Origin of the sequence: Streptomyces sp. NPDC001270, assembly GCF_042896695.1 — a bacterium.
Lineage (GTDB): Bacteria > Actinomycetota > Actinomycetes > Streptomycetales > Streptomycetaceae > Streptomyces.
Genome location: NZ_JBIAXM010000011.1, coordinates 229,747 through 241,970, shown reverse-complemented (window position 1 = coordinate 241,970; position 12,224 = coordinate 229,747). Strand labels below are relative to the sequence as shown.

The following is a 12,224-nucleotide window of genomic DNA, read 5'->3' as shown; positions in this document are numbered from 1 at the left end:
CGTCCGGAGCCGGCGGCAGGTCGTCGGCCCACTCGGGGAACAGCGGCCGCAGCGCCCCGCCCGCTCAGCCGCAGCCTGGCAACGTTGTCGACGCCGTCGCGCACGGCGTCCAGCACCGCCCCGAGCGTGTACGGCACCCGCAGTTCCAGGCAGGCACCGACCAGGGCACGCCGCCCCCGCTCCGCCTGGTACGCCAGGAACTCGCGCAGCAGCCGGGTCTTGCCGATGCCCGCCTCACCGTCGACCAGGACGACCACGGGGGTGCGTCCGAACGCCGATCCGAGCGTGTCCAGCTCACCGGCCCGGCCGACGAACCGCGGCGGGGACAGCACCGGGAGCCGACCGCCATCCGTGCGGGCCCCTCCAACCACCGCCATGTCCCCTCAGCGGGCCGCCAGTACGCAAGCGCCGACTTTATCCCCGGGAGATCATGTGGGGGGAGGCGTTGTGGCTTTCACCCGTGGAAGGGAAGCCGCCCAGGACGCCGTCCTCGCGCGGCTCGCCGTGGCGGAACCGCCACGGCGACGACCGGCGCCTGCGCGCCGGGGTCGGCGCGCTGGTAGTCGTTTCATCGGCTTCCAGAACGACCTGCGGTGCCACTGCCGTTCGGTGCCTCTTCGGCCGGTCAGCGGGACGCGTTGCGGTACTTGCGCACCGACAGCCAGGAGAACAGCGCCAGGATCAGCAGTGACCAGAGAACGGATGCCGCGACCGGATGCTGCATCGGCCAGGCGTGCGCGACGTCGGCCCCGGGGTTGCCGAACAGTTTGCGGCAGGCCTGGACGGTGGCGCTGAACGGGTTCCAGTACGCGACCGCCTGCAGCCAGCCCGGCATGGTGTCGACCGGGACGAAGGCGTTGGAGATGAAGGTGAGCGGGAAGAGCCAGATCAGGCCCGCCGAGGTGGCCGCCTCCGGGCTGCGCAGCGACAGGCCGATCAGCGCCCCGATCCAGGAGAAGGCGTAGCCCAGCAGGAGCAGCAGCAGGAAAGCGCCCAGCGCCCTGAACACCCCTTGGTGCACCCGCCAGCCCACCAGAAGCGCCACCGACGCCAGCACCAGCAGGACGAAGGCGCTCTGCACCACATCGGCCAGGGTCCGCCCGGCGAGCACCGCCGAGCGCGCGATGGGCAGCGAGCGGAAGCGGTCCACCAGGCCCTTGGACATGTCGTCCGCGATGCCGGCCGAGGCCCCCTCCACCGCGAAGGCGACCGTCTGGGCGAAGATCCCGGCCATCAGGAACTCCCGGTAGCCACCGCCCGGCACCCTGATCGCGCCACCCAGCACGTACGAGAAGAGCAGCACGAACATCACCGGCTGCATCAGTCCGAAGACCACGATCTCGGGTATCCGGGTCATCCGGCGCAGGTTCCGCCGGGCGATCACCCAGGAATCGTGTGCCATCCGGACGACTCCGCCGCGGCGCTGCGGGGTCGCGTGTCCCGCCGCTCGGCTGGTGACGATCGCCATGGTCATACGTCCTTCCCAGGGTCGGCCCCCTCGGGCGCGTGGCCGGTGAGGGAGAGGAAGACGTCGTCGAGCGTCGGCCTGCGCAGGCCGATGTCGTCGATGAGGATGCCCCGCCTGTCCAGCTCGCGGATGACGTCGGCGAGCACCCGGGCGCCCCCGCTCACCGGCACCGTGATCCGCCGGGTGTGCTGCTCCACGCCGAGCGGGCCTTCGCGGTACGGGGTGAGCGCCGCCACGGCCGCGCCGATCAGCCGGCGGTCGTGGACCACCACCTCCACCCGCTCACCGCCGGTCCTGGCCTTGAGGTCGTCGGCGGAGCCGCGTGCGATCACCCGGCCGTGGTCGACGACGGCGATGCCATGGGCCAACCGGTCGGCCTCCTCGAGGTACTGGGTGGTGAGCAGCAGAGTGGTGCCCTCCACCGCCAGCGTCTCGATCAGCTCCCACAGCGCCAGACGGTTGCGCGGGTCCAGACCGGTGGTGGGTTCGTCGAGGAACATGACCGGTGGCCGCACGACCAGTGCCGCCGCCAGGTCAAGCCGGCGGCGCATACCGCCGGAGTAGGTCCTGGCCGGGCGGTCGGCTGCTTCGGCGAGGTCGAACCACTCCAGCAGCTCCCGAGCGCGCGCCTTGGCGTCCCTGGCCCGCAGTTGGTACAGCTCGCCGACCATCCGGAGGTTCTCCCGGCCGGTGAGGTACTCGTCGACCGCGGCGGACTGACCGCACAGGCCGATCAGGCCGCGCACCCGGCCGGGATGCCTGAGCACGTCGACCCCCGCGACCTGGGCGCTGCCCGCGTCGGGTCGCAGCAGCGTGGTGAGCACCCGCACCGCGGTGGTCTTGCCGGCGCCGTTGGGGCCCAGCAGGCCCAGCACCGCGCCCTCCCGCACGTCCAGATCGACCCCGTCCAGAGCCCGTATGCCGCCGAAGGACTTCGTCAGGCCCACGGCCCGGATGCCTGCCTCCATATGCGTCTTCCTTCTCCGGGTGGCCGCCGGTCGAGCGCGGTGGGTCACCGTCGGCAGCGGAACCCCCGCTCCGCTTCCCCGACGGGAGGCAGCCCACCGCCCCGGACCTCCGGGGGTCCGCCCGGCCCGCGGCGCGCGACCGGGTCGCCGACCCGCCGGCCGGCGCCGCGGTCGCGGCCGGTGGATCGCGGTGGTCCACCCCCGCCGGGATCGTGCGCCTGTGCACCGCCCGGTCGGCACCGGTGGGCCTTCGGCCCGCGGTCCCTGCGGATCACCTGACATGGTCGGCCGCCAAGGCCCGGCCACTGGACGAGTACCCCTATTGGTCATATGTGCCCGGAATGCGAACCAGTCGGGTCTGGTGAAAACATGGAAGTCCGATCGGCGGCCGTCCCGGGTCGGACGACGGAATCCACCGGATCGTCCGCGCCGCCGGCCGGACCACAAGGGCCCCGGCCCTCGACGGCTCCCCGCCCGTCGGCAGGGCACCGCCCCATCGGCCCACACATCTCGCAGCAGGATCAGCGCCGGTCGCGGTTCTCCGCCGAATCGAGGTGGCACCAGTGGATCTCAGGATGTCGATCGAAGATCGGGAAGAGTTCCTGGCAGGCATGCACATCGGAATCCTGGGGGTGGACGATCCCCGTGGCGGCGGCGGTGGTCCGTTGCTGGTCCCCCTGTGGTACTCCTACCGGCCCGGCGGGCAGGTGACGATCCAGACAGGGCGCAAGACACTGAAGGCCCGGCTCATCCGCGACGCGGGGCGGTTCAGCCTCTGCGCACAGGACGAGGCGGCCCCCTACCGCTACGTCAGTGTGGAGGGGCCGGTGACGGCCGTGACGGACCCACTGCCCCCGGCCGAACACGAAGCGCTGGCCCACCGGTACCTGGACACGGACACCGCGGCGGCGTACCTGGCCGCCAACCGCCGGCAACTGACCGACGACGTCCTCATCCGCATGCGGCCCCAGAGGTGGCGGACGGCCGACTTCTCCGCCTTCGCCGCGGAATTCGACGCGTAGTCCTCCGGGCCCGGGCGGTGCGCGCAGGACAGACGGGTTCTTCTCGATGCTCACCGACACGAAGACGTATCCGGCCGCGGCGGCCTGGAACACCGGGCCGACGTGCTACCCGCGCGATCGCTGTCTGCACGAACTGTTCGACGCCCAGGCGGAGCTCCGCGCCCGGGCCACCGCCTCCGTACAGGACGGCCGGAGCATCAGCTACGGCGAACTCAAGATCCGCTCCGACGCGCTGGCCGCCCGGATGCACGAGTCAGGGGTGCGCCACGGCGACGAGGTCGGCGTGTGCGGAGGCCGGTCCCCGGAAGCACTGGTCGCCTTCCTGGGCGTCCTCAAGGCCGGTGCCGCGTACGTGCCGCTCGACGACTCCTCACCGCCCGGGCGACTGCAGGCGATGGCCGAGGACGCGGGCGTCCACACCGTGGTGACCCTGCCGGGCAGCATCTGCCGCATCCGGCGCGTGCGCACCCGCATCGACCTGGGCGGCCTGCCGCCCATCGCCCCGGCTGTGGTCCCGCAGGTCGACGTGGACCCCACCGACTGCGCCTACGTGATGTTCACTTCGGGCTCGACCGGCCGCCCCAAACCAGTGGCGATCCCGCACCGCGGCGTGGTCCGGCTGGCCTCCTCCGACCGCGTCTGGCAGCGTCCACGACCCGGCGAACGCGTACTGCACGCCTACGGCCTCTCCTCGGACGCCTCCACGATCGAGATCTGGTCCCCGCTGCTCGCCGGCGCCTGCATCGTGATCGCCGGTCAGGAGGAGCTGCTGTCACCGGACGCCCTGGAAGCGCGGCTGCTCGCCGACCGGGTCAGCGTCGCCTATCTGACCACCGGGGTGTTCCACCACATCGCGCGCACCAGACCGGGGGCACTGCGGTCCCTGCGGTTCGCCTCGGCCGGCGGTGAGGCGATGGACCCCCAGCTGGCCCGCGCGATCCTGGCGGCCTGCCCGGACACCACCGTGGTCAACTTCTACGGTCCGACCGAGAACAGCGTGGTCTCCACCGCACACCTGGTGCACGACCTCCCGCCCGGGCAGACGGCGGTGCCGATCGGCCGTCCGCTGGAGAACTCCACCTGCTACGTGGTGCGCCCGGACGGCGGGCTCGCGGACGTCGGCGAGGAAGGTGAACTCCTGGTCGGCGGGGACGGGCTCGCCCTGGGGTACCTCGGTGACCCCGAACTGACCGCCGAGCGCTTCGTCGACAACCGCTTCGAGCCCGGAACACGCCTCTACCGCACCGGTGACCGGGTGGTCCGGCGGCCGGACGGCCTGCTGGAGTACCGGGCCCGCACGGACCGGCAGGTCAAACTGCGCGGACATCGCATCGAACCGGACGAAATAGAGGCGCGGCTGCGGGCGGACGACGCGGTGGGCGAGGCCGTCGTCCAACTGGAGGACGGCACCCTGATCGGCTACGTGACACCGGCCCGCCCGGGTCAGGTGCTACCCGCGGACCGCATCCGCGGCAGGCTCGCCCAGTGGCTGCCCGCGGCCGCGGTGCCCGCGCGGCTGGTGGAGGTCGCGCGGTTCCCGGTGACCGCGGCGGGCAAGGTGGACCGCCGCCGGCTGCGCACACCCGCGACCGCCCGAGCCGTCACCACCCCGGTGCGGGAGGAGAACTCCGGGCCGGGACCGACGGACACACTCGCGCGGGTGTGGCACGTGGTGCTGGGTACGGACCCGGCACCCGGTGACAGCTTCTTCGACATCGGCGGCGACTCCCTGCTGGCGGCCGAGGTCGTCACCCGCACGCTGGCCGCCTTCGGACTGGACGCACGACACGGCCGCACACTGATCCACAGTCTGCTGCGCTCCCCGACCCTGGAGGACTTCAGCGCTGCCGTCGCCACCCTCACCGTCGTCAAGGACCAGCAGGGTGAGGCACTCGCCGCCACCGGCCCCGTGGACTTCCGCGCCGAGGCACGGCTGGGCTTCACCCTGCGCCCGTGCCACGGGCCGCAGCCGGACTGGCAGTACCCCAGGGAGGTACTGCTGACCGGCACGTCCGGCTTCGTCGGCGCCTTCCTGCTGGACCGGCTGCTGCGCCGCACCGGCGCCCGGGTGCACTGCCCTGTGCGAAGCCGCGACCCGGCACACGCCCGGCAGAAGGTGATGCGGAACCTGGCCCGCTTCGGCCTCACCGCCGCGGAGGCCGCCGACCGCGTCGTCTGCTTCCCCGCCGACCTCGCCGAGCCCGGACTCGGCATGGAACCGGGCCGTGCCGACGAACTCGCCGTGACCCTCGACCTGGTGGTCCACGCGGCCGCACAGGTCAACTTCCTCTACCCCTACGAGGCGCTGCGCCCCGCCAACGTGGAGGGCACCAGGCAGCTCATACGCCTGGCGGCGGGGCGCCGTGTGCCCGTGCACTTCCTGTCCACCATCGCGGTGCTGGCGGGCTTCGGCACCGCGGGCGTACGGCACGTCGACGAGGATCTGCCGCTCGATCACGCCGACCGGCTCACCATGGGCTACGCCGAGAGCAAGTGGGTCGCCGAAGAGGTGCTGCGCGGCGCCGCGGCCCAGGGGCTGCCCGTGGCGGTCCACCGGCCGTACGAGATCACCGGTGACCGGCGCACCGGCGCGTGCAACACCGACACCGCGATCTGCTCGCTGTTCCGGACGATCAGCGAGACAGGGCTGGCCCCCGACATCCCGCTGCCGCTGGACTTCGTCCCGGTGGACTACCTCGCCGACGCGGTGGTGCACATCGCCACGACGCGTCGCACGACCGACCGGACGTACCACCTGACCAACCCCTGCCCGGGCAGCCTGGGCGACATGCTCGACCGGATGGACACGGCCGGCCACCGGATCCGCCGGCTCCCCTACGAGGAATGGGTGGGCGAACTCGTCCGCCACGTCGCGCGGAACCCCACGAGCCCCACAGCCCCGTTCGTCTCGCTGTGCGTGGACCGCTGCAAGCAGGCGGACATCTCCGTCAAGGAGATGTACTTCGAGGGCACCTTCCCGACCATCGGCCGGGCCAACGTCGAGCACGACCTGGCCGCCGCGGGCCTGCACTGCCCGCCTGTCGACACGGAACTGCTCGACCGCTACCTGGAGTACTTCTACGCCACCGGCTACATCGAGCGCCCGCGGCCCCGCGACCCGGAGAGGGGGCGAGCATGACCCCACAGCCACCCGGCGCGCGGGATCCCGCCCCGGAAGCGGACGCCGCGGATGTCCTGGACTTCCCGCTCCCGCCGCCCGGGACGATGGGACCGCCCGAGGAATGCGCGCGGCTGCGCGCCAGATGCCCCGTGGCCAGGGTCAGGCTGCCGATGGACGCGACCGCCTGGTACGTCACCCGGTACGCGGACGTCCGGGAAGTGATCGCGGACCCCCGCCTGATCAGGCCGGCCATCAACGACTGGCCGGCCCGCCCCGGCCCGGCCGCCGACGACGGGCCGCGCCTGGTCACCATGGCGGAACTCGAACCTCCCCGGCACCTGGCGCTGCGCAGGGCCGCGGCTTCGGCGTTCAGCTCCCGGGCCGTCCGGGACCACGTGCCGCGCATCCGGGAACTGGCCGAGCACTTGCTGGACGCGTTCCAGGAAGCCGGCCGGCCCGGCGATCTGGTGGCCGGATACACCGAGCCGTTCCCGCTGCTCGTGCTGTGCGAGCTGGTGGGCATACCGTTCGAGGACCGGGACTGGTTCCTCCCGGTCCTGGCCGCGGCCCTCGACACCATGGTGACCTCGGAGGAAGGACGCGAGGTCACCGATCTGCTGCGCGCGTACACGGCCGGGCTGATCGCACGGAAGCGGAGCCGGCCCGGCGACGACGTCCTGACCCTGCTGGTGAGCCGGTGCGAAGACGGGACACTCACCGACGACGACGTGATGGCCTTCGGGCTGTCCATGCTCACGGTCGGCTTCGGCATCAGCAGCTTCTTCCTGGCCAACTCGGTACACACCCTGCTGGCGCGGCCGGAGCGGTGGGCCCGCCTGCGGGACCACCGCGACCTCATGCCCGGTGCCGTGGAGGAACTCCTGCGCTACCTGCCGGTGATGAACGGCACCCTGCTGCTGCTGGCCACCGAGGACATCGACGTACGCGGGCGGACGGTCCGCAGGGGCGACGCCGTCATCCCCGTGCTGGCCTCCGCCAACCGCGACGGGAGCGTGTTCGCCGACGCCGCCCGGCTCGACCTGTGCCGCGCGGACAATCCCCACCTCGCCTTCGGCCGGGGAACCCACAACTGCATCGGCGCCCACCTGGCACGCGCCGAACTGACCGTAGGACTGGAGGCGTTGCTCGACCGCTTCGCCCGGCTGCGTCCGGCCGACGGGCAGGAGCCCCGCTGGGACGACCGGTCCGTCACCAAGTCACCGCTGACCCTCCCGGTCAGCTGGTGAACCGGCCCGCCGGCCCTTCGCCCCCGACCGGGCCCGGCCCACCGCCCGTGCACACGACCAGGGGAGGCTCACCCGTGAACACGACCCCGGAACCCGCCGTCGACGTGCCCGTCATCGACATGCCCCTGCCGCCTCCGGGCACCATGGGACCGCCCGAGGAGTACGGCCGCCTGCGCCGGGAATGCCCCCTGGCCAAGGTCCGGTTGCCGATCGGCGCCACCGCCTGGTACGCCACGCGGTACGACGACGTGAAGGAACTGGTCGCCGACTCCCGGCTGGTCAGGCCGAGCATCACCGACTGGCCGCCCCGCCCCGGTCGGACCCCCGGTGACGAACCGGGCCTGATCACGATGATGGAACTGGAGGGCCCCCGGCACGCCGCCCTGCGCCGGGCGCTGAGCGAGCCGTTCAGCGTCCGGTCCGTCCGGAGCCGACTGCCGCGCATCCGGCGGTCGGCCGACCGGCTGCTCGATCCGCTCGTTAGCGGCGACCAGCCCGGCGACCTGGTCGTCCGGTTCCTGGAGCCCTTCCCCGTCCTGGTGATGTGCGATCTGGTGGGGATCCCCTGCGAGGACAGCGAGTACTTCCTGCCCAGGGCGGACGCCGCGCTGGGGGCCCTGCTCACGCTGAAGGAGGGCCGCGAGGCCACCCAGCAACTGCGCGCGTACGTCATCGCGCTGCTCGACCGCAAACGGCGCGAGCCCGCAGACGACATCCTCACCGGACTGGTCCACGCGTGCGGGCGGGGCACCCTGGACCACGAGAGCGCGGTGAGCTTCGGGCTCTCCATGCTCGTCGCCGGCTACCGGACGAGCACCATGTTCCTGGCCGACGCCGTGCTGACCCTGCTGACCCTGCCCGGCGCGTACGCCCGCCTGCGGGACCACCGCGACCTCATGCCGGGCGCGGTGGAGGAACTCCTGCGCTACGTGCCGGTGATGAACGGTGTCGTGGTCCTCCAGGCCGTCCAGGACATCGAGCTGCACGGCCGGACGATCCGCGCCGGCGACGTCGTACTGCCCGTCCTCGCCTCGGCCAACCGCGACGGGAGGACGTTCGCCGACGGCGACCGGCTCGACCTGTGCCGTGCGGACAATCCCCACCTCGCCTTCGGCCGTGGAGCGCACAACTGCATCGGCTCCCACCTGGCCCGGGCCGAGATGACCGTGTGCCTGGAAGCACTGTTCGACCGGCTTCCGGGCCTGCGTCCGGCCGAAGGCCACCACCCCATCTGGGAGGACGAGTCCCCGAGCAAGTCACCGCTCACCCTCCCCGTCAACTGGTGACCCGACGACGTCACGGCTGCCTTTCCGCACGGCGGCGCCGATGTCGTCCGCGGGACGCGGACGGCGCACACCTGACGTGAGCGCCCGGTCCGTCCGAGGCCGCGGGCCGTCCGTCGTCGACCCCGGCTTCCTGGCGGATCCGGCAGCCGGTGGAGACGGCCACCGTGACTGCCCGGTTCGGCCGTCGGCGAGGAGCCGACCCGCGCTATCGCGCCTCCGAAGGCGGGCACCACGCCTGTCCCTCGTTGCTTCCCCGACGCCCGCAGAACCCCAACTGCTGCGGCCGCTGGGCGCCTTCCACACGCTGGACGGAGATGAGTTTGTCGAGCGGAACCTGTCGGCCCACCGCACCCCCGAAGTCGATCCGGCCGCTCTCCCCGTCGAGCGCGGCGGAACCGTGGATGCCGTTCAGCGCGTACCAGACCGCGGCCGGGGTCAGAGGGGTGCCCGGGGCGGTGTCCTGGAGGCGGGCGATGGCCTTGAGATAGAGGTTCGCCGCGTCGAAGGCGAGGGCCGCGTGTCCGTCCAGAGAGGTGTCCTGAACCTGACGGCATTCGTCGGGGAACAGTTCCTTCATGGTGCTGTACAGGTCGCTGGGCCCGTCGCAGGAGGCCGAGCCGACGGTGAAGTCGAGGAACTCGTACGGGACGCGCGGGAATGCCTTGCGCCGCTCCGGGTCGGCCCCGAGGCGGGCCACGTCGTCGCCGCCCAGGAACCTGGGCGGATTCGTCCCGCAGGTGTCATTGGTGGCACCGAGCACGGTCTCGAAGTCCTCCGACCTGCCCGCGAAGAACACCAGTCCCGGGTAGCCGCAGGCCTGCTCGCCGATCGTGCGCGCACCCGGTCCCGAGGGAGCGCCGACGGGCGCGGGGGAGGGCGTGTAGCCCTGCTGGTCCACCTGGAAACCCGCCTGCCGGAAAGCCGTGACGGCGTCCGCCCGCAGGTTGGCGCTGTACTCGTCGGTCGTGTCGAGGGAGTACACGACGCGTACCGTGCGCTCGTCGAGTGCCTTCTGGTCGGCGAGATGGCCGGCGTACGCGGCGGCGATCGCGGCCTCCCGTCGGTTCTGCGGTGAGACCTGGTAGTAGAGCGCGGAGTTCTCCGGGAGTGTGTCGGCGGACAGCGTGGTGGCGACCATGGGGAGTCCGACCCGGGTGAGTGCGGCGATGGTCGTGATCGTGGCCTTGCGGCTCTGGTCGAGGCCGGTGACGCCGACGATGGTCGGGTCGGTCCGCATCATCCGTTTGACCGTGCTCGCGACATCGGCGCCGAACCGCATGCCGGAACCGGCGGCGGCCGGGAAGATCCGCAGGACGGGCTCGGTCTCCCCTTGCTTGTCGAGCTGCCGCCGCTGGGCGCTCGCCGCGCCCTGCAACTGCTCACGCGCGTACGACAGCGTGTTCGACGTCTCTCCGATGGGACTGCTGAGCAGGGCGGACAGATGGACGAGGGTGACGAGCCGTCTGCCGGGGTCGGCAGCGTGCCTGCGCTCTGCCTCCTCGTTCTGGCGGGCGATGATCGAGAGGGTCTGCCGTACCCGCGGGTCGGTGGATCCGAAGGCGAATCCGTGCGGGGCGACGCCGATGCATTCGTCGGTCGACTCCCGTTGCAGGGTCCGTGCGTCCGGGTCGGAGCGGCTCAGTCCGCAGTGCTGCCACCGCCACTCACCCTCTTTCGCGAGGCCGTAGGTGATACCGCCGGCGATCAGTACGACCGCGAGGACGAGGGAGACCACGGTGGCCGTGCGTCCGGCCCAGACCGGGGGCTGGGACACCTGGAGCCGGCGGGCCACGGACGTGCGCTCGTGCTGGGCGTCGCGCCCGGGATCGTCGTCCGGCAGCGGCGCGGGCACCCTCACCGGCAGGAACCAGAAGTCCGTGTCCCGCCCGCCCGCCGCGTTCCGCAGCCGCTCGCACCAGGCGTCGTACACGCCGAGTTCGTCCGTCAGGCTCCGGACCCGGACGGATTCGACCTCCTGCTCCGGCCGGCTCGCCACGACGAGCAACGGGTCGAAGGCGCCCGTGTCGTTGCGTACCTCGGCGAGCAGACGCAGGACTTCCAGCCCGCCGTTGTGCTCGCTGACCCCCTTCAGGAACGCCACGCAGTACGCCGTACGGCGGTACGCCCGCCGTCGCCACGGCCGCCGCCGGTAGGCGTCCCGCAGGTCCGCCAGAAACGCGTTGATCATCAACTTGCTGATCTGTTCGGGGTCTTCGCGCCCCCATCGGGGCTGGGTGAGCCGTACGGCGAACCCGATGAAGTTCCCGGGGTCGGCCGGCGCCATGTAGGGCTGGTGCAGCAGCCACCTGTACTCGCGGCCCACCCCACGCCACACCCGGAACCAGATGATCGGCAGCAGGTGCAGTCCGAGCAGATACGCCCACCACGGCACGTTCCCTTGCAACGCGACCTCGGTGCTCGGGCTGCGCATGAACCCGAACAGCCGTCGCCGCTCCAACTCACGGGCGCGCAGCCGCCGCAGCACGATCTGGCCGTGCTGGCTGTCGGGCAGCCGGACCGTGTCCGTCATCTCCAGGAACCAGTTGACGAGCCCCAGCCTCCGGAAACGTACGCTCCTGTCGTGCCCGTAGGACACGGACGAGTACTCGCCGGCCAACTGGACGAGGAGGCGCCTGCACAGTTCGGCGCGCTGCCAGTCGGGGGTCAGGTGGTTCGGGGCCGAGGGGTCACCGCGCTGGGCGACGACCTCGTCCCACTTCTGGTCGAGGTCGACCAACTCCTGGGGGACGGACCGGGGCTGGGCAGCGTGCATCGCCCCTGCGATCTGCTCGGCGAGACCATCCTGCTCGTCGCCGAGCAGTTGGATGATCGGGATGCCGTCCCGTTCCGGGACCTCGCCTGGCACTTCACCCTTGCTCGGCCTGTGCACGAGCCGGTCGAGGAGGGCGAAGAGCCGGTCGGCGTGTGCGAAGACGGGTTCCACGGGCACCATGGCTTCCTCGATCACCCGGTGGTCCACCGGAAGCGGGTCATCACCCTAACCATCAGGGGAACGCGCTTTCCCGCGTGTTATCAAGCCTTCACCTTGCGCCGGTCGCAGTGGAGCGGACGGATGAGTCGCCGTCGGGAGTCATCGCCGGGACGGACGGAG

Annotated in this window: 7 protein-coding genes and 1 pseudogene; 4 read left to right on the top strand and 4 right to left on the bottom strand. The window is 71.9% G+C overall.

The genetic code is table 11. The features are described from left to right. Positions 1-101: 101 nt before the first annotated feature. The 3 genes and pseudogenes from ACFY2B_RS20625 to ACFY2B_RS20615 form a co-directional block, all read right to left on the bottom strand. A pseudogene (locus tag ACFY2B_RS20625) lies at positions 102-377 on the bottom strand (ATP-binding protein); the annotation flags it as partial. Positions 378-625: 248 nt separating this feature from the next. Further along, the gene (locus ACFY2B_RS20620; protein ID WP_390764532.1) at positions 626-1,468 is read right to left on the bottom strand and encodes an ABC transporter permease; all 843 of its coding nucleotides are present in this window, start codon (positions 1,466-1,468) and stop codon (positions 626-628) included. A 2-nt stretch (positions 1,469-1,470) separates the two neighbouring features. Next, the gene (locus tag ACFY2B_RS20615; RefSeq protein WP_390764531.1) at positions 1,471-2,436 is read right to left on the bottom strand and encodes an ATP-binding cassette domain-containing protein; all 966 of its coding nucleotides are present in this window, start codon (positions 2,434-2,436) and stop codon (positions 1,471-1,473) included. Between the two features lie 575 nt (positions 2,437-3,011). On the opposite strand from ACFY2B_RS20615, the gene ACFY2B_RS20610 reads away from it, so the two are divergent. The 4 genes from ACFY2B_RS20610 to ACFY2B_RS20595 all read left to right on the top strand — a co-directional run bounded on the left by ACFY2B_RS20610 (position 3,012) and on the right by ACFY2B_RS20595 (position 9,112). Beyond that, a complete protein-coding gene (locus ACFY2B_RS20610) occupies positions 3,012-3,458 on the top strand; it encodes a pyridoxamine 5'-phosphate oxidase family protein (protein WP_390764530.1) in 447 nt (148 codons plus the stop codon). A gap of 46 nt (positions 3,459-3,504) precedes the next feature. After that, the gene (locus ACFY2B_RS20605; protein ID WP_390764529.1) at positions 3,505-6,597 is read left to right on the top strand and encodes an amino acid adenylation domain-containing protein; all 3,093 of its coding nucleotides are present in this window, start codon (positions 3,505-3,507) and stop codon (positions 6,595-6,597) included. Further along, positions 6,594-7,826, top strand: coding sequence for a cytochrome P450 (locus ACFY2B_RS20600; RefSeq protein ID WP_390764528.1), 1,233 nt, complete (start codon positions 6,594-6,596; stop codon positions 7,824-7,826). The genes ACFY2B_RS20605 and ACFY2B_RS20600 overlap by 4 nt, the downstream gene beginning before the upstream one ends. A 74-nt stretch (positions 7,827-7,900) precedes the next feature. After that, entirely contained in the window at positions 7,901-9,112 is a 1,212-nt protein-coding gene (locus tag ACFY2B_RS20595) for a cytochrome P450 (protein WP_390764527.1), read from the top strand. A 205-nt stretch (positions 9,113-9,317) separates the two neighbouring features. Here ACFY2B_RS20595 and ACFY2B_RS20590 read toward each other — a convergent pair whose 3' ends face one another. Beyond that, positions 9,318-12,080, bottom strand: coding sequence for a hypothetical protein (locus ACFY2B_RS20590; RefSeq protein ID WP_390764526.1), 2,763 nt, complete (start codon positions 12,078-12,080; stop codon positions 9,318-9,320). Positions 12,081-12,224 lie beyond the last annotated feature (144 nt).